General features: G+C 68.4%; 25 protein-coding genes and 1 pseudogene. 6 read left to right on the top strand and 20 right to left on the bottom strand.

The genetic code is table 11. The annotated features are described in order from the left end of the window. The first annotated feature begins 301 nt into the window (after positions 1 to 301). A complete protein-coding gene (locus ACFYRX_RS26425; RefSeq protein WP_389104361.1) occupies positions 302 to 565 on the top strand; it encodes a hypothetical protein in 264 nt (87 codons plus the stop codon). A gap of 52 nt (positions 566 to 617) precedes the next feature. On the opposite strand, the gene ACFYRX_RS26420 is transcribed toward ACFYRX_RS26425, so the two are convergent. Both ACFYRX_RS26420 and ACFYRX_RS26415 read right to left on the bottom strand, forming a co-directional pair. Next, the gene (locus tag ACFYRX_RS26420; protein WP_389104359.1) at positions 618 to 1,382 is read right to left on the bottom strand and encodes an SDR family NAD(P)-dependent oxidoreductase; all 765 of its coding nucleotides are present in this window, start codon (positions 1,380 to 1,382) and stop codon (positions 618 to 620) included. Beyond that, positions 1,375 to 2,316 carry a zinc-binding alcohol dehydrogenase family protein gene (locus ACFYRX_RS26415; protein ID WP_389104357.1) on the bottom strand — a complete coding sequence of 314 codons (942 nt, stop codon included), beginning with the start codon at positions 2,314 to 2,316 and terminating at the stop codon, positions 1,375 to 1,377. Before ACFYRX_RS26415 ends, ACFYRX_RS26420 begins: the two co-directional genes overlap by 8 nt. 143 nt (positions 2,317 to 2,459) lie before the next feature. Here ACFYRX_RS26415 and ACFYRX_RS26410 point away from each other — a divergent pair, with 143 nt between their 5' ends. Continuing rightward, on the top strand, positions 2,460 to 3,371 hold the full coding sequence (locus ACFYRX_RS26410) for a helix-turn-helix transcriptional regulator (protein WP_389104354.1): 912 nt from the start codon (positions 2,460 to 2,462) through the stop codon (positions 3,369 to 3,371). Here ACFYRX_RS26410 and ACFYRX_RS26405 read toward each other — a convergent pair. Beyond that, positions 3,311 to 3,742, bottom strand: coding sequence for a nuclear transport factor 2 family protein (locus ACFYRX_RS26405; protein ID WP_389104351.1), 432 nt, complete (start codon positions 3,740 to 3,742; stop codon positions 3,311 to 3,313). The two genes, ACFYRX_RS26410 and ACFYRX_RS26405, sit on opposite strands and share 61 nt — an antisense overlap. A 139-nt stretch (positions 3,743 to 3,881) precedes the next feature. Between ACFYRX_RS26405 and ACFYRX_RS26400 the strand changes: the two genes are divergently transcribed. Both ACFYRX_RS26400 and ACFYRX_RS26395 read left to right on the top strand, forming a co-directional pair. After that, a complete protein-coding gene (locus ACFYRX_RS26400) occupies positions 3,882 to 5,117 on the top strand; it encodes a M24 family metallopeptidase (RefSeq protein WP_389104350.1) in 1,236 nt (411 codons plus the stop codon). After that, entirely contained in the window at positions 5,114 to 6,451 is a 1,338-nt protein-coding gene (locus tag ACFYRX_RS26395; RefSeq protein ID WP_389104348.1) for a flavin monoamine oxidase family protein, read from the top strand. The genes ACFYRX_RS26400 and ACFYRX_RS26395 overlap by 4 nt, the downstream gene beginning before the upstream one ends. A 22-nt stretch (positions 6,452 to 6,473) precedes the next feature. On the opposite strand, the gene ACFYRX_RS26390 is transcribed toward ACFYRX_RS26395, so the two are convergent. Further along, positions 6,474 to 7,325 (bottom strand): helix-turn-helix transcriptional regulator, encoded by an 852-nt coding sequence (locus tag ACFYRX_RS26390; protein ID WP_389104346.1) that lies wholly within the window; start codon positions 7,323 to 7,325, stop codon positions 6,474 to 6,476. A 409-nt stretch (positions 7,326 to 7,734) separates the two neighbouring features. Beyond that, positions 7,735 to 8,676, bottom strand: coding sequence for a haloalkane dehalogenase (locus tag ACFYRX_RS26385; RefSeq protein ID WP_389104343.1), 942 nt, complete (start codon positions 8,674 to 8,676; stop codon positions 7,735 to 7,737). Positions 8,677 to 9,035: 359 nt separating this feature from the next. Here ACFYRX_RS26385 and ACFYRX_RS26380 point away from each other — a divergent pair, with 359 nt between their 5' ends. Continuing rightward, the gene (locus ACFYRX_RS26380; RefSeq protein ID WP_389104340.1) at positions 9,036 to 10,022 is read left to right on the top strand and encodes a helix-turn-helix transcriptional regulator; all 987 of its coding nucleotides are present in this window, start codon (positions 9,036 to 9,038) and stop codon (positions 10,020 to 10,022) included. Between the two features lie 168 nt (positions 10,023 to 10,190). On the opposite strand, the gene ACFYRX_RS26375 is transcribed toward ACFYRX_RS26380, so the two are convergent. The 11 genes and pseudogenes from ACFYRX_RS26375 to ACFYRX_RS26325 form a co-directional block, all read right to left on the bottom strand. Next, a complete protein-coding gene (locus ACFYRX_RS26375; RefSeq protein WP_389104337.1) occupies positions 10,191 to 10,973 on the bottom strand; it encodes a hypothetical protein in 783 nt (260 codons plus the stop codon). 288 nt (positions 10,974 to 11,261) lie between these two features. Continuing rightward, positions 11,262 to 12,086, bottom strand: a complete 825-nt coding sequence (locus ACFYRX_RS26370) for an SDR family oxidoreductase (RefSeq protein WP_389104334.1) — start codon at positions 12,084 to 12,086, stop codon at positions 11,262 to 11,264. Between the two features lie 271 nt (positions 12,087 to 12,357). Beyond that, on the bottom strand, positions 12,358 to 12,609 hold the full coding sequence (locus ACFYRX_RS26365) for a UTRA domain-containing protein (RefSeq protein WP_389104331.1): 252 nt from the start codon (positions 12,607 to 12,609) through the stop codon (positions 12,358 to 12,360). Between the two features lie 241 nt (positions 12,610 to 12,850). Beyond that, positions 12,851 to 13,279: a tautomerase family protein gene (locus tag ACFYRX_RS26360; RefSeq protein ID WP_389104328.1), complete on the bottom strand. Its 429-nt coding sequence runs from the start codon at positions 13,277 to 13,279 to the stop codon at positions 12,851 to 12,853. A gap of 71 nt (positions 13,280 to 13,350) precedes the next feature. Then, positions 13,351 to 13,890: a hypothetical protein gene (locus ACFYRX_RS26355; protein WP_389104326.1), complete on the bottom strand. Its 540-nt coding sequence runs from the start codon at positions 13,888 to 13,890 to the stop codon at positions 13,351 to 13,353. 87 nt (positions 13,891 to 13,977) lie between these two features. After that, positions 13,978 to 14,766 carry an SDR family oxidoreductase gene (locus ACFYRX_RS26350; protein WP_389104323.1) on the bottom strand — a complete coding sequence of 263 codons (789 nt, stop codon included), beginning with the start codon at positions 14,764 to 14,766 and terminating at the stop codon, positions 13,978 to 13,980. Between the two features lie 88 nt (positions 14,767 to 14,854). Then, positions 14,855 to 15,430 (bottom strand): TetR/AcrR family transcriptional regulator, encoded by a 576-nt coding sequence (locus ACFYRX_RS26345; protein WP_389104320.1) that lies wholly within the window; start codon positions 15,428 to 15,430, stop codon positions 14,855 to 14,857. Positions 15,431 to 15,578: 148 nt separating this feature from the next. Next, a pseudogene (locus ACFYRX_RS26340) lies at positions 15,579 to 15,827 on the bottom strand (helix-turn-helix domain-containing protein); the annotation flags it as partial. A gap of 181 nt (positions 15,828 to 16,008) precedes the next feature. Next, entirely contained in the window at positions 16,009 to 16,593 is a 585-nt protein-coding gene (locus ACFYRX_RS26335) for a hypothetical protein (protein ID WP_389104317.1), read from the bottom strand. 517 nt (positions 16,594 to 17,110) lie between these two features. Next, positions 17,111 to 17,431 carry a hypothetical protein gene (locus ACFYRX_RS26330; RefSeq protein ID WP_389104667.1) on the bottom strand — a complete coding sequence of 107 codons (321 nt, stop codon included), beginning with the start codon at positions 17,429 to 17,431 and terminating at the stop codon, positions 17,111 to 17,113. A gap of 73 nt (positions 17,432 to 17,504) precedes the next feature. Then, positions 17,505 to 18,773 carry a phenylacetate--CoA ligase family protein gene (locus tag ACFYRX_RS26325; protein WP_389104314.1) on the bottom strand — a complete coding sequence of 423 codons (1,269 nt, stop codon included), beginning with the start codon at positions 18,771 to 18,773 and terminating at the stop codon, positions 17,505 to 17,507. A gap of 197 nt (positions 18,774 to 18,970) precedes the next feature. Here ACFYRX_RS26325 and ACFYRX_RS26320 point away from each other — a divergent pair, with 197 nt between their 5' ends. Further along, positions 18,971 to 19,777: an enoyl-CoA hydratase/isomerase family protein gene (locus ACFYRX_RS26320; protein WP_389104311.1), complete on the top strand. Its 807-nt coding sequence runs from the start codon at positions 18,971 to 18,973 to the stop codon at positions 19,775 to 19,777. 286 nt (positions 19,778 to 20,063) lie between these two features. On the opposite strand, the gene ACFYRX_RS26315 is transcribed toward ACFYRX_RS26320, so the two are convergent. The 4 genes from ACFYRX_RS26315 to ACFYRX_RS26300 all read right to left on the bottom strand — a co-directional run bounded on the left by ACFYRX_RS26315 (position 20,064) and on the right by ACFYRX_RS26300 (position 24,117). Next, positions 20,064 to 20,786, bottom strand: a complete 723-nt coding sequence (locus ACFYRX_RS26315; protein WP_389104309.1) for an SDR family NAD(P)-dependent oxidoreductase — start codon at positions 20,784 to 20,786, stop codon at positions 20,064 to 20,066. Between the two features lie 167 nt (positions 20,787 to 20,953). Then, positions 20,954 to 21,958, bottom strand: a complete 1,005-nt coding sequence (locus ACFYRX_RS26310; protein WP_389104306.1) for an LLM class flavin-dependent oxidoreductase — start codon at positions 21,956 to 21,958, stop codon at positions 20,954 to 20,956. Positions 21,959 to 22,018: 60 nt separating this feature from the next. Beyond that, a complete protein-coding gene (locus tag ACFYRX_RS26305; protein ID WP_389104304.1) occupies positions 22,019 to 23,278 on the bottom strand; it encodes a cytochrome P450 in 1,260 nt (419 codons plus the stop codon). Then, positions 23,275 to 24,117 (bottom strand): SDR family NAD(P)-dependent oxidoreductase, encoded by an 843-nt coding sequence (locus ACFYRX_RS26300; RefSeq protein ID WP_389104302.1) that lies wholly within the window; start codon positions 24,115 to 24,117, stop codon positions 23,275 to 23,277. The genes ACFYRX_RS26305 and ACFYRX_RS26300 overlap by 4 nt, the downstream gene beginning before the upstream one ends. Between the last annotated feature and the right edge of the window lie 32 nt (positions 24,118 to 24,149).

The following is a 24,149-nucleotide window of genomic DNA, read 5'->3' as shown; positions in this document are numbered from 1 at the left end:
AGTTCGTGGGGGGGCTGTACACATCGTGGCGAGACCGTCGGACAAGGTCACCTGGGTCGGCATGGCCTCCCGCCCGGATCACAGGCATGCAGAACTTCACGGTCCTGGATGCCGCACCCGTCGCGTTCCCGACCACCACCGAACCGGCAGATCGCCAAAGGCCGGGCGTCACGCGGCTGCACCGAAGCCCGGCGTGTGCGGTGGACCCGGCGCGTCACGCGGCTGCACCGAAGCCCGGCGTGTGCGGTGGACCCGGCGCGTCACGCGGCTGCACCGAAGCCCGGCGTGTGCGGCGGGCCGGATGTTCGCGGATCTGGCCATGATGGTCCGCGGCGCAGGCGATCAGGACGGCGACGCCGAGAGTGCACGGACCCGCGTCTACGACTACTACAGCCTTCAGGGTGAGGACGTCGCCACACTCACCTCGAGCGCGGCGGTCGGGAGCACCGGCGCGGCACACGACGTGGTCAAGCAGTACGAGGATCTGGGCGTCGACGAGCTGTTCTTCAACCCGACCATCGACGATCTGGCCGAGGTCGAACGGCTGGCCGAAGCCGTGCGCTAGCGGTTCCGCGGCAGCTTACCCACCGGCTGATGGGCAAGCTGCCGTGGAACAGTCAGACGATCTCCGTCTGCCCGCCGTCGACCACCAGGTTCGCGCCGTTGACGAACGAGGCGTCCTCGGAGGCGAGGAAGGCGATCGAGGCAGCGATCTCCGATTCCAGACCGAGTCGCCCGGCGGGTATGAGGGGGATGACCGACTCGGCCTGCTCGCGGCTCACACCCGCATCCTCGAACGCGGGTGTGTAGACCACGCCGGGGCTGATGGCGTTGACCCGGATACGTCGCTCGCGCAGCTCGTTGGCCCAGGTACGGGCCATTGACTGCTGGGCGGCCTTCATGGCGGCGTAGGCCCCGAGTCCGGGGCTGCCCCGCTCCCCCTCGATGGAGCTCACCAGGACGATCGATCCGCCCTCGGGCATCAAAGGCAACGCCTTCTGGACGGTGAAGGCCACGCCGCGCAGGTTGAGCGCGTACGACGCGTCGAGCTCCTCGCCCGTGTAGCTGTCGATGGTGCCGAATGAGGGTGCGCCGGCGTTGGCGACCACCACATCCACTTGTCCGTCGCGCTCGGCAAGGGTGGCGTAGAGCCGGTCGAGATCGTCGTTGACGGTCACGTCGGCGCGGACCGCGACCGCAGAAGGACCCAGCCGGGCGACCGCGACGTCGAGCTCGGCCTGTCGGCGGCCGACAAGGTAGACAGTGGCGCCCTCGGCGACGAAACGCTCGGCGGTGCCGAGCCCCAGGCCGGTGGAACCCCCGGTGACGACCACCGTGCGCTCCTCGAATCGCTTCATCACGACAAGGCCTGCCTCACTCATGATCCGGGACCAGGACGATCCGGCCCCGGAGTCCGCCTTCGGCGAGGGCCCGGTGGGCATCGGCGATCTGCTGCAGCGGATAGGTCTTCGCCACCCGCAGGCTGATCAGACCGGCGCCCGCGTAGGCCGCCAGCTTGGCCAGACGCTCGGCGTCAGTGTGCCACGCCATATTGATCATCCGCACCTCGCGGCGCGCCATGGGCGCGGAGTTGAGCAGCGACACGAACGCACCGCCGTGCCGCACGGCGTCCGCCGCCCCGGCGGCCAGGTTGGCCGCGTCCACCGCGCCGTCCACCCCGCCGGGCACCAGTCGGCGCACGGTGGGCACCAGGTCGTCGTCACGCGAGACGAAAAACTGCGCACCGGCCTCCAGGACGAGCTTCTCGTCGCCCGGTCCCGCCTGGGCGATCACGTTCAGCCCCCGCAGCCGCGCAAGCTCCACCGTGAAGAGCCCGACCCCGCCGGCAGCGCCCGACACCAGCAGCCACTGCCCCGGCTCCAGAGCCAACGCATCCAGCGCCTGATCGGCGGTGGTCGCGTTCAGCCCGACGGTGGCCAGGTGCACCAGGTCTGTTCCACCCGGTGCGGGGGCGAGTTCCCAGTCTTCGAGTACGACGTACTCGGCCTGCGTGCCCAACGGCCGGTCCAGTCGCTCCTGCGTACCGAGGACGGCGTCGCCGACGGCGAACCTGGTGACGCCCTCGCCGAGCGCGGCGACCGTGCCGGCCACATCCGTGCCGAGGCCGAACTGCGGGCGTGCCGCGGTCGCGCCGTACTGAACGTTGAGCCCCATGCGCACCATGACGTCGGCGAAGTTGACCGTGGCGGCGGCCACCTTGACCAGTACCTCTCCGGGCCCCGGTTCGGGTGTCGCCACCTCGACGACCTCAATCGCCTCGGGGCCGCCGGACTCTCGAACTACTGCTGCACGCATCTGTCCTGTCTTCCTCTCCGCGCGTCCCGTGTGGAAGGCGCGACTCCGACGTTCGTCCACCGGTGAGCTGCGAGGAAGGTCCGCTGTTACCTGGGTCCGGCAGGGCCAGGCAGGGCTGCCGGTGGCGGCGTACCGTCGACGGGGTGGAGACGACCATCGGTGAGTTCCTGCGCACCCGACGCGAGCGCATCACGCCCGAACAGGCAGGACTGCCGCCCACTCTCACGCGGCGGCGGGTGCCGGGACTGCGACGCGAGGAGGTCGCCCTGCTCGCCGGCGTCAGCCCGGACTACTACCAACGGCTGGAGCAGGGCCGTACCCCGCAGGTCTCCGACCAGGTGCTCGACGCCGTGGCGCTTGCGCTCTCCCTCTCGGACGTCGAGACCGAGCACCTTCGCAACCTGGCCCGCCCGAGTCGAGCCGACGCCCGGGCGAGAGCCCCGCGGCGGGCGTCGAGAGCGGTGCCCGACGAGCCGCTGGTCCGGCTGCTGGAAGCCATGGGGAACGCGCCCGCGGTGCTGCTCGACGCCCGCCTCGACATCGTGGCGGCCAACGCCGCAGCCGAGGCCGTGTTCGACGTGAGCGGCATGCCGCAGCCCCGCAACGCGGCACGAGAGCTGTTCCTGCACCCTGAGGCTCGATCCCGGTACGCGAACTGGGAGGCGATCGCCGCGGAGACGGTCGCCCAGTTGCGCCTGCTCACCGGGCGCCGGCCCGACGACGCCAAGCTGGCAGCATTGGTCGGCGAGCTGGCCATCCGCAGCGAGCCCTTCCAACGACTGTGGGCGACCGGCGACGTACGGGAGAAGCGGCTGGGCGTCGCCCGTATCGTGCATCCCGTCGTCGGCACGCTCGAGTTCGACTACCACGCACTCACCGTGCCCGCACGCCCCGATCGCTCACTGATCACTTACCTGCCGCAGCCCGACTCACCGACGGCTGAGGCCCTCGGGATGCTGCTGAGCTGGGTTGCCCACCGACCCGACCCGGCCGATCAGGAAGTTCCCGCCGCAGCACGGGAGTCCGACGGGGACGCGAGCTCGGCGACCGCCTGAGCATTCTTGTAGAAGACGTCGATGTGGCGGATGCGTCCGTCTGTGAAGCGATAGAGCTCGACGTTGCCGCAGATCGCCCGTCGCCCGGTCTTTCGGGAGGTGAACTCGACATCGAAGGTGACGATCACGCCGATCTCGGCATTTCCGGTGTCGTGGAACACCTGGTCACGCGACTTTATGTCGAAGTGAGATGTCAGGATCCCGAACATCTTAAGGAATCCGTCCAAGCCGCGATAGGTGCCGGCGTACGGCGTGCCGTGGGCCTGGTCGATCGTGAACTGCGGGTGCAGGCAATCGTTGATTCCATCGGTGTCGCCGCGGGCCGCAGCCGCAAACAGCCTCTTCACCACTTCAACCTGCTCTGCGCTCATTTTTCCGCCCCTTTCGCGTAATTCATCGGCTCGCGTGCAGCGCACTTTATCGGGCCGTCCGGCAGGCTGCCTGGCCCTGCCAGACCTAGGGACCAGCTGACCGTGGTTAGGCCGGAGAAAGCGTCCTAGCGTCAGATGCATGAACATCTCGGTATCGGATCCAGCAGGCTCTCTGCCTGTTCCGGACAGCGATTTCGACCGTGAACTCGCGAAACGCCTTGTGGAGGTTCGCGCGGGCATGGAGAAGGCCGGTCTGGACGTTCTGGTGTGCGCCGATTCCGGAGGCTGGTTCCAGCCGTCGGGTGCGACGCGTTATCTGACCGGCTTCGCTTTCGGGCCCATGGCCGGTGTCATCGAGAAAGCGGCAGTCGTCGTCCCCGCGCAGGGGCCGCCGGTACTGGTCGTGCCTCAAGGACCACGGGGTGGCATCGCGGCCTGGGCTCGTCGGACAGCACGAGGCGCCCAGGTACGGAGCGACCCGGAAGGCGGCCTCGCCGGTGACCTGATGGAAGACATCGCGGCCGTGGTGAGAGAGTCGGCGGGTCCTCGGGCCAGGGTCGGGCTCAGCGGTACTTTCGCGGGTTGGCCCGAGGCCCTGGCGGAGAACCTGCCACATGCGGAGCTGGTCGACACGGCTGTGCGCGACGGCGGCGGGTCACGACGCGATCTCCTTGAACGGGTCCGTGCGCGCAAGTCCCCCTGGGAGGTGGCGGCGCTGGTCGAGGCACAGCGGTGTGCCGAAGCAGGCATGGAAGCGTTCCTGGCCGCCGCTACGCCCGGCCGTCGGCTCACCGAGGCTGTCGCGGAGGCGCACGTCGCCGCCGTTCGTGCAGGCGCCGAGGACCAGCTGACGATCATGAACTGCGGCAGTGATCCCTGGATGTGGTGGAACGCGCAGGAGCAGCGCAGGTTCTCGGACCATCACGTCCTCACGTTGGAAACGAATGCCCGCTACCACGGCTATGTCGCCCAATACGCCCGTGCCACGACTTTGGGTCCGTCTTCCGGGGCCCAACAGGCCCTCCTCGAAACGGCTCACGCGAGCCTGACCGCCATGGTCGACAGGCTGCGAGTCGGCGCGACCGGGGACGATCTCTATCAGGTGGCGACGGAGCCCATCAAGCGGGCCGGGTTGCAGCCATGGGGTCGTTTCGGACACGGCACGGGTCTCTCGGCGGACGAGAGTCTCGCGGTCGCACCGGGAGACGACAACGTCGTGGCCGATGGAACCTGCCTTGCCCTGCACGCCTCGGTACTCGACCCCGAGAGCAACGAGACGGTCCTGGTCGGTGAGCAGTTCGTCGTGGCCAAGGGCCGGGTCCTTCCCCTTTCAGCGCACTCGCAGCATGCGACACAGCAGGAGGTTGAGCAATGACAGAGCGCTTCGACGCCATCGTCGTCGGCGGAGGACTGGCCGGCGTCATCGCGGCGCGTGAGCTGGCGCACCGCGGGCTCAGCACGGTGGTGCTGGAAGCCAGGGAGCGTCTGGGGGGCCGCGCCTGGACCGACCAGTGGCAGGGCGCACCCATTGAGATGGGCGGGCAGAACGTGCACTGGGCCGAGCCCTTCATCTGGTCGGAGATCACCCGCTACGGACTCCCGATAGCGGAGGTACCGCCGTTCGAATCGTGGGGGCTGGCCGAAAGCGACGGACTGCGCTTGTTCCCCCCGGCGGAGGCCGGAGCACAGCTCGGGCGCGCCTTCGAGGCGTTCTTCGGATCGTTCGGCGGGGCCTTCCCCCGCCCGTACGACCCGACGTACGACGCCGACGCCCTGTCACAGATCGACTCGTGGTCGATCGCGGACCGGCTGGCCTCTCTCGATCTGCCCGAGGAGGAGGCTCGATGGCTGCGCCCCTGGCTGGCCATGCGCACGGGTGGTTCACTCGAGGAAGGGGCGTTCACCTGGATCGCGCACATCTTCGCGCTCGCCGAGCAGCGGTGGCCCCGCATGCTCGAGGTGAGCGGACGGTTCCGGCTGGTGGGCGGCATCAAGACCCTCATCGACCGGGTGATCGCCGACTCGGGTGCCGTCGTGCGGCTGGGGCAGCCTGTCGTGACAGTCGCGGACGACGGCCGGTCGGTCGAGGTGACGACAGCGGGCGGCGAACGGTACGTCGCCTCCACGGTCGTGATGGCAACTTCCGGGAACCTCTGGTCGCGGATCTCCTTTCCGGGTGGTCTGTCGGACGTGAAGCTCGACGCCTCGCGTACCGGTCTGCAGACTCCGGTCAGCTTCACCAAGATCTGGGCCTTGGTGCAGGGGCCCGTCCCCAACGTCTACGTTCAACGACCCGCTGTCGGCGAACACCCGATCGTCCACCTCCGGAAGGACCTCCCGCGCGAGGACGGCACCACCCAGGTGATCGCCTTCAGCAACGACCCCGGTCTCGCCAAGGCCGACGACTCGGCGATCGCCCGCGCCTTCACCGAGACCCTGCCCCTGCCGGGCGCGGAAATCGTCGCGGTACGCGCTCACGACTGGGTCTCGGATCCACACACGCTTGGCGGCACCAGCCTCCTGCGGCCCGGTCATCTGCGGAATCTCGACGCCCTGCGTGCGCCTGAGGGCCGCATCGCCTTCGCGACCGCTGACATCTCCTCGACCATGCCGGGATACGACGGCGCCGTCCAGACCGGCATCAAAGCGGCGGCCGACGCTGTTGCCGTCGCGGGCTCAGATGTCTCTCGGCGGTTCTCTCCCGCCTAGAGGCCGGCCCCGACCCGACGCGTCAAGGCCGACCGGGGGCTCCATCCTCCGGTCGGCCCTTCTTTCCCAGGAGCCGGTCCAGTCGGGTCGCGCTCGGTGAACCCGGCTTGACCGTGTACACGACCAAGGTGCGGCGAGGGCTGGCGGGCGGGGAGAGCCACAGGTTTGTCAGCGACACCACGCCGACGTCCGGGTGCACGACGTTCACTGTCGTCGTCCCGCGCTCGCGGGCGTCGTGCCGAGCCCAGAGCCGGGCGAAGTCCGCGCTGCCGGCGCTCAGTTCCTCGACGAGGTCGTGGAGGTCCTCGTCGAAGGGATAGCGGGCGGCCTGGACATGGAGCGAGGCGACCGCCTCGACCGCCACATCCTCCCAGTTCGGCGTTCTGGCTCGTGCCGTGGCGTCGGTGAACGCGTAGCGGAGCATGTTGCCGCCCACAGCGGCCAGCGGTCCGAAGAGCACATCGGCGGCGGCGTTGGCGGCTGCGACAGTCATGGCCGGGGTGAGGACCAGCGCCGGCTGGTCTGCGAGGCTCGTCAGCAAGCGGTGCATCACCTCGTCGATGTCTCCGTCGGCTTTCGGGTCGTCCTCCTTGAGAACGGCGGGTCGGCGGGCCAGGTCGTACAGGTGGTGCCGCTCGTCATGGTCCAAGTGCAGGGCACGCGCCACCGCGTCGAGCACCGACACGGAAGGGTTGGGGGTTCGTCCCTGCTCAAGACGCATGTAGTAGTCGACGCTGACTCCGGCGAGCTCGGCGACCTCCTCGCGTCGCAGGCCCGGGACACGGCGCCTGCGAAAACCATCGTCGAGCCCCACATCGGTAGGCAGGACCCTCGCTCGACGCGCCCGCAGGAATTCACCCAAATCCGCACCCATGTTCTCAGTATCCCTTGTCGCTCCACCCTCCAGCCGGTTGCTCCCTCGCTGCCGCCTTGGTCGGGGCGTCCCGCGTCGAAGCTGTGCCCGCCGGTTGCCGTCCTGTAGGGGGCGTGGCCAGGTTCGGCGCGTGTGGGTCCGCCGAATCCCAGCAGCCGCTGGGCACCGTCGAGCATCGAGTACTCGGTGTGATTGTGCAGGTGGACAAAGGAATCGGTCACCGGGAAGCCCCCTCCGAGGACCGCGGGGAAGAACTCACCGATCACGAGAACCGGATCTTGAAGCGACCCCCAAGCAGAGCGCCCCCGGGGCGGACCCCACTCCCGGCAGGTGTGAGGCCGGTCGCCGCCCTGCCCCCACACCGATCGCGTGAGCCGCTGGGTGTGGGGCGTGGCGTGCGGGTGGGCTGTCAGCCGAGGCTGAGGATGGCCTCGACCAGCAGGTCGGGCTGCTGCTCCTGCAGGAAGTGACCGGCGTCGGGGACCGTCACGTGCTTCTGCCCCTTCGCACCCGGGACGCGGGCCTGGAAGATTCCCTCGAAGGGGCGCGAGATGTGATCGTGTTCGGCGAAGGCGGTCAGGAACGGCTTGTCGAAGGCTTCCAGCCCGGCCCAGGCACTGCGCAGCGTCGCCGCGAGCGGTTCCGGGGTCTCGAGCGTGACGAGGTGTGGGAACTGCCGTGCCCCGGCGAAGTACCGCTCGGAGGGGAAGGGGGCGTCGTAGGCGGCGGCCTCCTCCTCGGTCAGGATGTCACCGCTCACGCTCAGCGCGCTGGCCACCGCCCGCGAGGCGGTCAGGTCGGGCGCCTCGGACATCTCCCGCCATTCCAGGAACGCACTGAATCCCTGCGCGAACGTCTCCGGGGTCAGGGAGGCCATGAACTCCGGGTCGGTCAGGCCGGTGTTGGAGGCGACCACGGCCACGAACCGGTCGGGCGTGAGCCCGACGTGCACGTTGAAGATGTAGCCGCCCCAGTCCTGGCCGAACAGGGTGATGTCGGTGAGGCCGAGCTGGTCGAGCCAGTCACCGGTCCAGGCGATGTGGGACTCGTAGGTGTACGCGGCCCGGTCGACCGGCTTGTCCGAGCGGCCGAAGCCGATCAGATCCGGGACCAGGACCCGTCGGCCCGCTGCCACCAGGCCGGGGATCATCTTGCGGTACAGGTAGCCCCAGGACGGCTCACCGTGAGCGAGGACCACGACCGGGCCGTCGGACGGCCCTTCGTCGACGTAGTGCATGCGCAGACCGTCGCCGACTGTGACGTAGTGCGGCTCGTACGGCCAGTCGGCGAGACCTTCGAAACGCTCGTCCGGGGTCCGCTCGATGTGCATGCCGGCTGTTGAGTTCGACATGTCGCTCCCTTCCTGCAGTGTGGATTGGCCGGCTCGCTCCAGTGCCGAGCCGTGTGCTGTTGCCCCATGAACGTACGACCGGATACATGACAGGTGCCGTCATGTTTATCTGGGACTTTTTCGGCACGCTCCGCGGGAGAGGCAGCGGCGGCTGGCCGGGCCGACTTGTGCGGAGCCGAGCGTATGCGGCGGCTTTTGAGTCATGGGGTCGACACGCAAAGTGTCCGGACCGGCACCCGCAGGAGCCGCGTTGGTGCTGGCACCGGCCGCAGCCCGGTGCGGGACGGGTGGAGCCGGTATGGAGGAGCACCTCTTGATACATGACGGACTTCGTCATGTATACGGGTCATTCTTGGGGTATGAAATCCGACCGATTGCTGTCGCTGCTGCTGTTGCTGCAGACCCACGGGCAGGTGCCCGCGACCGACCTGGCCGAGCGCCTGGAAGTGTCGGTCCGGACCATCTTCCGCGATGTCGAGGCGCTGTCCGCGGCCGGTGTGCCTGTGTACGCCGAGCGAGGCTGCAACGGGGGCATCGCCCTGCTTCCCGGCTACCGCACCGATGTCACCGGCCTGACGGCCGACGAAGCCCGCGCCCTGTTCGTCCTGGTCACCGACCGGGCCCACGCCGACCTGGGACTGGGCCAGGCGATCGGCTCGGCGCTGCGCAAGGTCATGGCCGCCGTGCCCGCGCCTTTTCGCGGCGACGCCGATCTCGCCAGCCGTCGCATCCTGATCGACCCGGTGCGCTGGCGCGGCAGCGCTCAGGAGCTCACCGTCGACCTCGGCGTGCTCCAGGCCGCGGTCTTCAACGACCGGCGGCTGCGACTGCGCTACCGTCACGGCCGCGATGCCCAGATCCGCTCCTACACCCTTGATCCGTACGGGCTGGTGAGCAAGGCGGGTATCTGGTACCTGATCGCCGACCACCGCGAGAAGCCCATGATGTTCCGGGCGGACCGGATGCTCTCGGCGACGGTCACCGAGGATCCCGTCCAGCGGCGCAGCGGGGTGGAGCTGGCCGAGCTGTGGGAGAGCCTGCGATACAGGGTCGACAACGTACCCACACCGGTGAGCGTGACGGTCAAGGTCCAGCGCCCCGTGCTGGCGAAATTCCTGGCTCTGCACGGCGCGGAACTCGCCGCCCCGCCACCGCAGGAGCCGGCCGATACCGAGAGCACCGATCCGGTGCGGCTGGAGGTGAGGTTCCATTCGCTGCGCCTGGCTGAGCAGCTTCTCCTCTTCGGTCCCGCCGTCGAGGTCCTTCAGCCGGCCGAACTGCGTGAGGCGCTGGTCCGCAGGGCACAGGAGACCATCGCCCTGTACGACGGCGCCCCAGCAGACTGACAGTAGTCATCGCCCGAACGCGTCGGCGCGTGAGCAGGCCCACGATGTCACTGACCCGGACTTCATCCTTGCGCAGGCCGACGGCCAAGGAGCGGGCAGAGACGGTGCTTTGCACGATCCGCGCGTTCCCACAACTCATCGGCTGCAACTGTTCTTCTGATCCGACGGTCATAGGGCAGGGTCGATGAGAAGCGCGGCGGTGCCGGCGGCGACAGCGAACAGGGATATTCCCGCACCCAGTGCGGCGGACCTTGCACTGATGTCCTTCCTCAGTCCCGCGGCCAGGAAGGCGACGGCGTCGACCGAATCGACGAGCACGTTGAGTGCGACGAAAGTGCTGGGCTCGGTGAAGCTTTCGAGGTGCAGCAGCCCTGCGGCCAAGATCGCGTTGCGGATGGCGAACATCCGCGCGTAGGTGATCGCCGGTGTGCCAGTGGCGTCCATGCGAATGAGGCGAGCGGCCCACCTGGGTGCGAACAAGTGGGTGGCAGCGGCAAAGATACGACCGCCGATCAGGATTTGCAGGGGAAGTGAGGTAATGATCTCCGAGGTTGCCATGGCGCATCCTTGAATTCGTAGGTGTCTGGCGTTGCTGCACTGGATCCCCAAGCGCGGTGGGGTGCAGCTGGTGGCGGTGCGGTTTCGTCGGAAATGGGATCCGTGTTTTTTGTGCACTGCGGGGTTTCGAATGGCAGCCGGTCGAAGAGGTAGCAGGTTGGCGACGATCTTTGCGTTGGTGACGGTCACGCACTCGGCAGCGGGCGAGCTTTCCACTGGCACCGTGCGGGTGTCGTAGACGAGGGTCGCCTTCTCGTCGACCCCTAAAGCGGCGATCAGTTCGGCCGATGCAAGGATCTGCACGAGCAGCGACATGAAGGCGCGGTAACCTTCGGCACCCTCGATCGGCCCGCCGGGTGTGCAGCAGACGATGTTGTCGGCGATGTAGGTCATCGCACGATCGAGGTCGTGCGTGGTCCGGACCTCTCAGTAGGCCAGCGCGGTCCGCAGCGCGGGGCTTGAGTTGTCACTCAACGGAAGTACCTTCTTCTGCAGGCGTGAGGCCGGCCCCCGCTCTTCTGCAGGCGTGAGGCCGGCCCCACCATGCCGCTGCCGGCGCCCGTGTCAGCGGGCAGCCGCGGGGAACCCATCTACGAAGACCTCGTCGTACAGACGGTCATCGCACGCACCGCCCCCAATGACCCCTTTCTCAAGGTCAGTCCGGTGCTGGCAGGGCTGGTTCTAGGCGGTGGTGCCTTCGGCCTCGGCGGAGACCTTGGCCCACTCCTCCCACGTCTTGAGCCGCTCGGTATAGACCGGCGGGGCGACCTGCAGCGGGGCGGTGCCGAAGAAGACACGCAGGGGCGGGGTGTCGGCGTCCACGATCTTCAGCAGTGCCTCACCGGAGGTGGCCGGGTCGCTGTTCCCCAGCTGGCTCGCCCCGGCGTGCGCGACGGCGCGCACCTCGTCATAGGCGGGGAGCGGTTCGGCGGCTACGGCCGAGGAACCGGCCCAGTCTGTGGCGAACCCGCCGGGCTCGACGAGGGTGACCTTGATCCCGAAGCCGGCGGCCTCCTGGGCGAGGGCATCACTGAGTCCCTCCAGAGCCCACTTCGAGGCGTTGTAGCCGCCGACATAGGGGAACGCCACGACACCGGCGATGGTGGAGATCTGCACGATGTGGCCGCTGCCCTGCTCCCGCAGGAGCGGCAGGGCGGCCTGGGTCACCCACAGGGCGCCGAAGAAGTTGGTCTCCATCTGGTCGCGGATCTGCTGTTCTGTCAGTTCCTCGACCATGCCGAACAGGCCGTAGCCGGCGTTGTTGACGACAACGTCCAAGCGCCCGAAGTGGGCGTGCGCCCGCTGGACGGCATCGGTGGCGGCGGCTTTGTCGGTGACGTCCAGGGTCAGGGGGAGGATCGCCTCGCCGTGAGCGGCCACCAGGTCGGCGAGGGAGTCCGTGTTGCGGGCGGTGGCCGCAACCTTGTCGCCGCGCTCCAGGGCCGCCTTGGCGAACTGGCGGCCGAAACCGCGCGACGAGCCGGTGATGAACCAGATCTTGCTCATGAAAACACTCCGATCGAGATGACGTCTTGAGCCAAGGGCATTTGTTGGGCTCCGGAGCGAGATGTCCCGGGGCACAGATTCCGTCTTTGAGGGGTTACGCGGGCGCGTCGGCCGGAAACTCGTAGTTGAGGGTCCACAGGTGAGTGGGCATTACGTGGAGGCAGACTTCAACCGGTCGGTGCTGGGAAGTCCATCCCGTGGTTTTCCCTCAGCTCAAGTGATTCGATTTCCTGAGCAGTTGAGGGACGAACGTTGATCTCCTCGGTGATCCTCACCTGAGCGAGCCCATCTCGGCAAAACGCGCAATGATCCCACCCGGGCCGCTGTTTTCTTCTTCGAGAGCCGTCCCGTCGGCGATCTCGACAGGGATGTAAGATTCGGCAAGCTGCACCGGGGCCTCATTCGCGAGCATTATACGAGCCCGCTTTACCCTGCTGATCTCTTTCGGGGACACACCCAGAATGGCTGCAACCTGCTCAGGTGGAGCAGCCTTGGTGACCGTTCTGACCGACGCGGGATCCATTTTGAAGCCGGGCTTCGTACGAATAACGCCCGGCAGTATTCCGCTTGACTTTAGGGACGGCGTTCACGATTTTTCCTTTCGATCGAGGCCCGTACCAGGTCACCTGCCGGGCGTTACTGGATTCGGGATGGCCTCCCCCGCCCGCAAGGGGCTACGAGCAACCCACACCACGGCCTGTGCTGCCCGGGAACGACCCGTTGCGGATGAGTTGCCGTGGCTGAGCACGCCGGGTTGCAGGCTGCTATGTACTGGACAGCACCTGCCCGAGTTCCTCCTTGTGACGTTCGACCCAAGCCGCCTCTTCGCCGGGAGCGGGCATGATCAGGCCGGCTTCCATGACGGAGGTCGAATCGAGTTCGTTGAGCCCGATCACCACGCTGCGGGGATGCTGGCCCGTGATCGCGGTCCAGGCTTCGGACAGCCGGGCCAAAAGTTCCGCGCGCGCCGCACAATCCCTGCCGGCCCGGATCGCTCCATTGATCACCGACAGTGTGTTAGGCCGTCCGGCGGTGAAGAACTCCGACGGCTCGTATTCACTGAACACGACGTGGACGAACCCCCGGGGCGCTCCGGTGACCGAGGTATGCACGGTGGTGATTGCTTCCGCCAGCTCGGCGCGGCGGTCGGTATCGAGCGAGCCGGCCGGGACGAGACACTGATAGATCGGCATGAATTCCCTTTCCGTTCTGTCATTGGGCCTGTCACAGGGTTCGATAAGCACTTTCCGGTTGGTCCGCCGGATTACGTGGTCAGGGCGGGCGGCACCGGAATGTCCAGGAACCTCAGCAGGTCCACGAGTTTGGCGTCGAGTTCCAGGCCAACTTTGGTGATGTCGGGATTGCCGAAGGTGGCGAACCGGGTGCTGGGCTGTTCGACGGAGAACCAGGCGGCTCCCTGGCGGTCCTCGTGGATGGTGGCGCGCTGTGGGGCGACCAGCACGGCCGGGTCGCGGGTGTACACCCGATGGGCGATCGTGTGGTTGCCCATCAGGTACGTGGCGCAGGAGCCGGTGTCAGCGGCCACGCTCAGTCGTGCCAGGCCCCCGACGCCGGAGCCCCAGTACCGGACGAACCCGTGCGGTGCGTTCTCGCCGGTGGCGGCGAGAACGGTGTCCCAGGTGACCGGCTCAGGCGCCATCTCGCTGAACCGAGCGGTATCGAACGACGGCACAGCACGCTCATAGCTGGTGCGGAGGTCGTCGAAAGACAGCCCCGTGCCGATCGAGAACTGGACGACCTCGTGCATCACCGTGGTGATGGTTCCGGGGATGGTCGTGCTCATCGTGCGCTGTCCTGTTCCAGGCGACGGGAACTGAAGGACTGGACGCGAGCCGCGCGGCCGCACAACTCGCCGCCGACTGCGGTGCTGTCAGGCGGCCTTGAGGGTGCCGCCGTCGATGACGTGGTCGGCGCCATGGATGTTGGCGGCGCGCTCGGACAGCAGGAACGCGACCAGGTCCGCCACCTCCGCAGGTTCGGTCAGGCGCCCCGAGGCGATGCCGACCTGCCCGGGCAGACCTGCCAGAAGATCGTGGTGGCCGACGCCGAAGGCGGCGGCGACCTTGCCGCCGTAACCGTCCGGGTCGGTCCACAGCCGGCTGGCCACGGTGCCCGGGGAGACGGTGTTCACGCGGACACCGCGCGGCGCCAGCTCCTCGCTGAGCCGCTTGCCGAACTGCGTCAGCGCCGCCTTGGCCTCCGCGTAGCCGACCGGCGTGCCGGTGTGCACGCGGGCGTTGATCGAGGAGATGTTCACGATCGCGCCCCTGCGTTCCAGGATGCTCGGCAACGCCGCCCTGGTGGTCCACACCGCGCTGAACAGGTTGAGATCGAATATCCGCTGCCACTGCTCGTCGCCGGTGTCGAGGACTCCGCCGACGCCCATCCCGTCCGGGTCGCCGGCGCCGACGTTGTTGACGAGGAAGTCGATCCCGCCGACCGCGTCGCGTGCCTGATCGGCGATCGACGTCGCCCCGTCGCGGGCGCTGAGGTCGACGGAGAAGGCCGCGGCTGCGACCTCCTCCAGCTCGGACGTGATGGTCCGGGCGGCACCCACCACCCGCACGCCCTCCGCGGCCAGGGTCCGGGCGATCGCGAGGCCGATGCCACGACTCGCGCCGGTGACCAAAGCGGTCTTCCCGCTGATGCCAAGGTCCATGATCTCCTCTTTCTTGAAGAACCGCATATTCTTGAACTGAAGGTCAAAAATTAGGCCACAAAAAGGCCATCGTCCGAGGTGGCGCGCCTCAGAGGCCCGCGAGGGCCGTGTCGATGATCCGATGGAGCGCCGGCCGCTCGAACGTCCTGGCCATGACCCGCAGTCCGGCGAGGGTGTTCTGGAGGAACAGCGCCTGCGCTCCGGCGTCGACGTCTCGGTCGACGTCACCGTCCCGCTGCCCTTGCGCGATGCGGGCGGCGAGGAGCTCGATCAGGCCCTGTTCCATGCGGAGCACCGCGCGGGTGGCTTCCGCGTCACGTCCGCCGAGCTCCCCGACCGTGTTCTGCGCCAGACACCCGCGCCGGACCGGCCCGTCCAGGTCCGCGTCCATGAGCAGCACGAAGTAGGCACGGATGCGCTCCTTGGCGGTGCCCGGCCGAGAGAGGAACTCATCAGCCTGCTCGGCTCGCGTCCGGCCGTAGAGGTCCAGCACCTTGCCGAACAGCTGACGCTTGGAGCCGAAGGAGTGGTACAGGCTGCCCTTGGCCACTCCGGTCGCCTCCGCGAGGTCGGCCGGTGAGGTGTCGGTGTAGCCCTTGGTCCAGAACGTCTCCATCGCCTGCGCGATGACCACGTCCGGCTCGAAGCCCTTCGGTCTGCCCATGCTCGCTACCGTAGCAAGTATTTGACCTATAGGTCAAATACTTGGACTGCAAGTCGGCGCCGGAGATCCGCGAGGAGGTCGGCCCGCTCTGGGTCGAACAGTTCCATCCCGCCCCATGAAAGCGCCGCCCTTCGACTCATCGCGTGGCTCACGCCCCGGGGGTCAGTTCTGTCACCGCGTAGGCGTCGCGATAGTCACCCGGAGACATCGAGAACTCGCGCCGGAACTGTCGGCTGAAGTGGCTGGCGTCGCAGAACCCCCACCGAACGGCGATCCGTGCGATGGGCAACGACGTGTTGACCAGATCGGATCGAGCGGCGGCGAGACGATGCCTGCGCGCCACCGACCGTACCGTCTCACGGCTCTCGGCTCTCGGCTCTCGGCTCTCGGCTCTCGGCTCTCGGCGAAGGCTCGTTGCACCGTACGGACGGCGACGTTGTGGGTCGCGGCCAGCTCGCTGACGCTGATAGCCCCCTGGGGCAGGCGCTCGATGATGGAGGCCTCGATGCGTGTGCGCAGGAACGAGAGCCCACTGGTCTCGCCGACGGGCGGCGGCTGGGCCGACCGCAGCAGGCCGGTCACCAGCACCAGCAGGGCGTTACGCGCCGTTTCCATCTCGAGCCGTGACATGCCGCCCAGGTACTGGTCGATGCGGCGGCGTGGTCGTGGAGCAGGGTGGACAGAGCGTTGTCGCGGGCCTCGAAGACGACGGACTGCGGAGACCCATGTCCGGTGTCGAAAGGGGCGAGTGCCGTCATCGGAATGCGGATGGCCCGCTTCACGAGCGTCCCCGGCACTACGACCCTGCCTGGCCGGCCGGTGTTGACGAGGGCGAGGCTGCCCGGACGCAGGACGAGCGCATCGTGGGACGTCTCGATGATCTGGCGCCCCTCGGACACGGTGACCAGGATGACTGAGTCGGCGTCAGCCATCTCACGGGTGCGGACGCCCTCGAAGTCGGGGGTGCTCCAGTCGGCGATGACGAGGTCGCCGAGCGCCCGGGTGCGCACGGCCGCCCTGAGGCCGTGCCGACCCGTGGGTCGAAGGGCGACGGCGGCGAAGGCGTTCTCGGCCATCTGCCAGGCCCGCACGGCCTCGTCGGCGCTCGAAGCGACGTCGGGGTCGAGGTCGAGGTCGAAGGAGGGATCGGTGACGACTGTCATTGACTGCTCCTGACCGGTGGGAGGGGATGAGCGGCCGCGCTGCGCCGTCGATGATGTGACTGGCGCCATGAATGTTGGCGGCGCGCTCCGACAGCAGGAAGGCGACCAGGTCCGCCACCTCCTCGGGTTGGGTCAGGCGCCCCGAGGCGATGCCGACCTGCTCGGGCAGACCTGCCTTCGGGAAGCGAGGGGTGCCCCCGTTATCTTCTTCGCGGTCCTGCAAGAGGGCCGCTGGCCTCCGGGCCCGGCATGACTGTTGCCCCCTGTCGATCGGATGACCTGGGGGGTGGTGTCACCGGGCTCGAGGGGTCCCGTCGGAGACGCTGACCAGAGGCCCGACCACCGCCCGGCCGGGCGCAATGCCCGGCCAACTGCGGGCGGCAGGTCTGCATAACGTGGATGCGCGCGAACGGACCCACCGCCGGGGCCGGCACCGGATCGAACGATGTGGGGGCACGGTGATCGAGATCGACGGGATGGGCGTCTTCCTTGGCCTGGACGTCGGCAAGAGCACACATCACGGCCACGGGCTGACCCCGGCCGGGAAGAAAGTTGCCGCAACCTGCTGCGCGACGCACGCGCTGTCCTCCACGTGCCCGGGCCGGACTTCTTCAACTTCGCGGTCGCCGAAGGAGAGACCACTCTCGCCCTCGCCGACTCCCCGGGCGACCCGGCCACCGACGAGCTGTACGCGGTGCACAGCCTCTTCAACGGAGCGGCCGAACGACCGGCGTTCGACCAGAAGATGATCAAAGACCTTCGCGGTACGGCGGTGGTCCCAGCCCATCGTTGCGGCAATGCCGTACGGGACTCCCAGCGTCCGCAGGGCACCGATCACAGCATGGTCCCAGAAGCCTTCGAACCCGGAGGCTGTCAGCGTCCCGGCCCGGCAGGCGAATCGGTTCGTGCCATCAACTCTTCACCATCCGGGGGAACTTGGCGACGCTCGTCATGGTCTTCAGCAGGTCCTCCTCAGTGCGCAGTTCCAGCACCGGCTCGACGCCGGTCCGCTCCCGCACGGCCTCTATCAGCCGCCCGGCCAGCGTGTCGACATCTCCGGTGACCTCGGGGTCGTAGCCGACCCGCAGCCGGAGTTCGTCGACCTCGCGCCGCTGCCGGACGATCTGGAACACGCCCGCCGCCGTCTCCGGCTGATCCTCCACCGCCTGCCAGATGTCCCGCAGAACCACGACACGGCCCCGGACCAGCGTCTCGTCACCACGACGCCCCGCCACCCAGAAACGTGCATGGGTGCGCCCACAACGGCAGCGCTCCCGCGACAGACGCACGAGGTCCTCGCTGCGGTAGCGGATCAGCGGGGCGGCCCGGTTGTCCAGATCGGTGGCGACCAGTTCGCCGAGGTCGCTCTCCGCGACGTCGCGCCAGCCGTTCTCGTCGACCTCGACGCTCTCCGGGTAGACGGTGTCCTCCCAGAGGTGATAGCCGTCCCGCTCCCGGCACTCCCACGCGGTGCCGGTGTCGGCGGCGCTGGTGTACTCGTACACCTCGACGCCCCACTCGTCGCGCATGCGCTCGCGCATCCTCCGACTGAGGGGCTGCCCGGCGCACGAGACGCCCTTGACGGAGGAGAACGCCTCCCTCAGGTCCACCTTCTCAGCGAGGTGCTCCAACTCCACCACCTGCGGATACAACAACTGCATGTAGGCCGGGCGATAGGTCCGCAGCACCTCGACGACGTCGTTCATCTTCCCGAGCCAGGCGTCCACCTCGATGACCACCGCGCCCAGCGCCTGGTAGCCGAGGTCCATCAGGTTGCGCATGGTGCCGGCCGGGCTCAACACCCGGTCACCGGGCCGCACGCCCAGTTCCCACAGATCGCGGACCTGCGCGGTCACCAGGGGCGGTGCGTCCTGCCAGATCTCGGCGAAGAACTCCGGGTCCCCGGTGGTTCCCGAGCTGGACGAGACCGAGGTCAGCTCCTCGACCGGGACACAGAGCAGACCGCCGAAGGCGTCGCCGGTACGGGCCCGGTAGGAGCGCACCATGTCCTTGGTCATGAACGGCACGCGGGCGCGGAAGTCCTCCAGTGACCGGATGTCACGCGGGTGTACCCCGTGCTCGCCCCAGAACTCCCGGTAGAACGTGGAGTTGGCATAGGCGTACTCGACGAGACCGAGTACCCGTTCCTCCTGCAGTGCCCGCAGCTGTTCACGGGGCATGGTCTCCACCTGTGGCTCGAAAAACCGGCCAGCGATGTCTCTGTCACCGGCCATGGCGCCTCCTCGCGGCTCAGCTGCTCAGATCTTCCAGCCATCAGAGCAATCAGTCAACTGATTCGACGGGTTCTCGGACACTTCGAGCGCTTATGTAGTTAACTAATAGCACTAATTAGTCCTGCAAAGGGGTCGGTCACAGCATGAGCAGCCACACTCACCGCCACACGAGCGGCACCGAGCCGTCCACGCCTCTCATCGTCAGCACCGACGGCCCGGTGCGCATCCTGCGTATCAACCGGCCGCATGTCCTGAACGCCCTCTCTGTCGGCCTCAGCCGTGCCATGACCGAGGCGTTCGCCGCGGCGGAATCCGATCCCGCAATTCGCGCGATCGTCGTGACCGGTACCGGTGAGCGCGCCTTCAGCGCAGGTGGCGACCTCAAGGAGAGGGCCGCCGGGCCGATGAACGGTGACGGCGCACGTTTCGTCACGAAGATGCTCAAGAACCGGCCGGACACGCCGCTCATCGCCGCGATCAACGGACTGGCGTACGGCGGAGGCCTCGAGCTCGTGCTGGCCTGCGACCTCGCGGTATGCGCCGACCACGCCACGTTCGCCCTGCCCGAGGCATCGCGCGGCATTGTGGCGAGCGGCGGCGGCCTGGTGCGGCTCCCTCACGTGGTCGGGCCGCGCCGCGCCCTCCAACTCGCTCTGACCGCTGGCACGATCGACGCTCGCGAGGCGCTGAGCTGGGGACTCGTCAACCAGGTGACCGCCGGCCCCGACGTGCTGGAGGCAGCGGTCGCCCTCGGCCGGGCCATCGCGCGCAATGCACCCTTGGCGGTCACGGCCGGCAAGAAGATGATCCAGGAGTCGTCGCGGCTCCCGGAGAGCAGCGCCTGGGAGGCCAACGAGGTCCACTACGAACACGTCATCAACTCGGAGGACGCCATGGAGGGCCCGCTGGCCTTCGCCGAGCGGCGCGCCCCACTCTGGAAGGGTCGCTGAGGAGCGACGCAGACCGGTCCGAAGAGTCCGAGGTCGGCGGCGAAGTCGCCGAGCGGTTCGACCCAGCACCGGTGCCGGGCGGCGTCCTCATCCACGTCCCGCGGGGCAACCTCACTGGACTCGGAGACGACCTGCGCACCGCGTACCTGCGTCTCGGCCACCCCAACGGGACACGCCCGAGAAGGACTTGACGTCAATGCGTGGTCCGTCAGCGAGGAATGCCGTGAGCGTCTCCTGCGTGCCGTGCCGCGAGACGGCACCCCGGAGGGCACACCGCCCGCGCGGGTCACATGCCGCCGGTCAGCATCAGCGTGTCGCCGGTCATGTACGAGAGATCGTCTGACATGAGCGAAACGACCGCACGGCCGATGTCCGTCTCGCAGTCACCTACCCGACGCAACGCGAGCGAGTTCCGCATCGCGTCGAAGCGTTCCGGGTGCTTGTGCGCGAACTCCACAGAAGTCGGCGACATGGCCACCGGCACAACCACGTTGACTCGGATGCCGTAGCGCCCCCACTCCCGTGCGGCGACCCGGGAGAGTCCGCGGATTGCTTCCTTCGCCATGGCGTAGGCGCCGAAGGTGGCGTTGCCGTACACCGCTGTGCTCGAGCCGAAGTTGACGATCGAGCCACCGCCTGAGGCCCGCAGATGCGGCAGCGCCGCCTGCATCGCGTACAGGGTGCCCATCGCACCGGAACGCCAGCAGAGCTCGACGTCGGCGTCGGTGACCTCCGCGAGTGGCTGCTGGTCGCTGGAGGCGGCATTGTTCACCAGGCCGTGCAGGCTCCCGAATTGCTCCACCGTCTCCGCGACAGTGCGGTCGACCTGGGACCGGTCGGTGACGTCACACGCCAGCGACAGCGCCGTTCCGCCAACCGATTCGATCTCCTTGGCGACAAGGTCGCACTTCGCTTTCGTCCGGCCGGCGAGGGCGACCTGCGCCCCTTCCTTCGCCAGTGCGAGCGCGATTCCCCGGCCGATGCCCTGCCCTGCACCTGTGACCAGCACGACCTGTCCGGTAAGTCGCTTTCCCTTCATATCCACTTCGCTCCGCTTCGATGTTCAGGTGAATGAGATGCCTGATGTCCGGCCGGCGACTGCATGTCCCGCCAGTGCGCGTGATTGAGCTGGTGCAGCTGGAAACTGCTCTGCAGGGCGCTGATAGAGCACCGATCTCAGATCGTCACGGGGGCCGGGTCGGGTACCTCAAGGTGGGGCAGGACCTCGGACTCGAAGAGTTGCAGGCTGGCCCACGCCTTCTTCGGCTCGGTCCCGCCGAAGAGCGGCCTCAGGATCAGGTGCCCCTCCGGTCCGAGCTCGCGACCGATGGCGACGCAGCGCTCGGGAGTGACTATTTCGTAGGCACCCCCGGCCCGCAGCTCGTCGACAGATGCGATCGGGGGGTACCACTCGCTCTTCCCCTGCGCGGAGTCCGCGATCCACCGGGCGTAAGTGTTCGCGGCGTGCAGGAGGTTCGGGCCGACCTCCGCCCATGCCGCGTCGGGGTCGTGGGTGACGTACAGGAACGTCGGGCCGCGGGGGACCCACGGACCCGGGTCGCTCCCCAGCTTGAGGCATTCGTCGCGGTAGTGGTCCCATGAGCGCGGCTCCGCGGGATCGAAGCCGTCGCCGAGGTGGGCGGCGCGCCGGGAGGGGGCCTCGGCCGCCCCGCCCATGATGATCGGCGGGCGGGGCTGTTGGGCAGGGCGGGGGGTGACCGTGACGGTGGTACCTCGGAAGTCGAACGGCTCGCCCGTCCAGGCCTGCTTGCAGACCTCCACGGCTTCGATGAGCCGGCGCCGCCGCTCGCCCAGGCCGACCTGGAACATGTCGAACTCCTGCTGCCGGTACCCCGCGGCGAACACCGGGCTCATCCGGCCACCGCTGAGCAGGTCGGCCACCGCGATGTCCTCGGCGAGGCGGATCGGGTGGTAGAGCGGAGTGAGCAGGATGGGCCGGAACCGCATCCGCGAGGTGCGCCCGGCGGCGGCGGCCGAAGCGATCAGCGGCGAGGGCAGGTAGTGGTCCTCGGCAGCGTGGTGCTCGCCGAAATAGGTCATGTCGAAGCCGAGCTGATCGGCCCACTCACAGATGTCGAGCATCGTCGCGGCGAGCTCGGCCGAGCCGGCAGTGACGAAGTCGGGGCGGCGGAGGTCGAAGGACAGGCGTAGGCGGGGCATGTGTTGCTCCTTACGACGTTGGCAAGGGCGTGTTGCCGCCGGGGAAGCCGGGGAAAGGGTTCAGCGCGCGGACGGCACGCCGGCCGTGCCGACCACCAGGGGCAGGCTCGTCATGCGGACCGCGACCGACACCTCGTGCGTGAGATCGGACAGATCGCCGAGGTGATAGTCCGCGATGCGTCGATGCCATTCCTCGACGAGCACGCGGAGCTCCATGTGGGCCAGGAGCGCGCCGGCGCATCGATGCGGTCCGCCGCCACCGAACCCGAGGTGACGTGCCGGGCGGCGCTCCGGATCGACGTGCGCCGGCGCCGGGAACACGTCGGGATCGGCGTTCGCCGCGGCCAGGAGCAGCAGCAGCCGGTCGCCCTCCTTCCACGTGACCCCTCGAACGTCGCGGTCGGCCCGAACGGTCCGGGACACCATCGGGATCGCCGGGAAGCGTCGCACCGCCTCGTCGACCAGGCCGTGGACCACCTCCGGTGTGTCCGTGATGCGTCGGCGCATCTCCGGTTGCCCGGCGAGCCACTGGAACAGGAACGCCATGGTCGACGCGGTCGTGCCCAGCGACGTGCCGAGCAGGGTGTGGCACAGCTGCAGCACCTCCTCGTCGCTGAGCGGCCTGCCGTCGACGGTCTGGGACAGCAGATAGCTCGGGACGTCGTCGGCGGGCCGGCGGCGGCGTTCGGCCACCACCTCCTCGAACATGCTCCGCACCTCGGACACCGCCGCGGCGAGCAGCGTGCCGTCGGGGTCATTGCTGGCGTTGAGCTTGCCCGGCAGCAGCCGGGTGGCGATGATCTCGTCAGCGCGGGAGAGCGGCAGCCCCATCTGCTCGAGGAATACCTCAGCCGGGATCCGCAGGGCCACGTCGGCCATGAAGTCGCAGGCCCCCCGCTCGAGGACCTCGTCCGCAATCGCCGCGACCGAGGCCCTGGCCCGCGGCTCGAGCCTGCGCACCGCGGCGGGCGACAGGAGCGGCGCGATCAACCGCCGGATCTTGGCGTGGTCGGGCGGATCGAGGTTCGCCGGGCTCTGGAAGACCGGAGGCGGGTTCCGGTAGAAGGTGAACGTCTCCCGGTTCGAGTAGCCGGCCGGGTCCTGGCTGATCTCCCGGCACAGTTCGTGCCGGGAGACGACCCAGAAACCGCGTGCCGCCGTGCTGTAGAAAATGTCGCCTATCTGCCGCGCAGCCAGGATCGTGCCGAGCGGGTCGTCCTTGAAGACCGGATCGCATTCCGGGTCGAAGTCCACGACGGGTACGCCGGCGCTGCGAGCCCGCGCCTCCGCGTCCGCCGACGTCACGGTTCCTTGACTCACTTGACCTCCTGGGAGACGGGCGCCACCAGGGGTGGAAGCCCGCCGTCGGACAGGGCTCCGGCGTGGGCGACGAGCATCGCCGTGTCCGCCGGGTCGGTGAAGATGCAGAAACGACGCTCGTCCAGGGCGCGGTGCAGGACGTCGTCCGCCATCGCTCGCGGATCCGCCCCGAACCGGTCGAGGAACACGCGGCTCGCGCGGGCCAGTTCCTCCGGAACCGACGCGCTGCCGTAGTCGGCCGGGCGGTGGCGGACCGCGTCCGCCATGCCCGACCGGATCGCGCCGGGCAGCACGACCGAGACATGGACCTCGGAGCCGACCTCGCGCAGATCGTGCTGCAAGGACTCCGCGACGGCCACCACGGCATGCTTGCTGGACACGTAGGGCGCGAGCGCCGGGAGCGTGGTCGCGGCGCTGTTCGACGCAGTGATCACGACGTGACCGGCACCCGCGTCCAGCAGGGCCGGAACGAAGGCCTGGATCCCGTGGACGACGCCGAAGACGTTGACGTCGTAGACCCAGCGCCAGTCCGCGACCGACAGCTCCCACGCCCGTCCCCGCAACGAGACCCCGGCGTTCAGGCACACCACATCCACCCGGCCGAACCGGTCGAGGGTGCGCGCGGACAACTCCAGGACCGACTCGGACTTGGTGACATCGGTGCGGACGGCGAGGACATCCGCACCTTCCGCGCGCAGGCGCTTCTCCGCCGATGCCAGCGCTTCGCCGTCGATATCGGCGATCACCGCGCTCATCCCCCTGGCGACGAGGCTGGAGACCAGCCCGAGTCCGAGACCACTCGCGGCCCCGGTCACCACGGCGACTTCTCTGTCTGCCATGCCGACCCCCAAGGTCTGCATCGACTTGTTGG

The sequence above is a fragment of the Streptomyces sp. NPDC005374 genome (assembly GCF_042872225.1).
Classification (GTDB): domain Bacteria; phylum Actinomycetota; class Actinomycetes; order Streptomycetales; family Streptomycetaceae; genus Streptomyces.
Note: the sequence above shows the minus strand (reverse complement) of the source record. Positions and strands in the feature narration are given on the sequence as shown.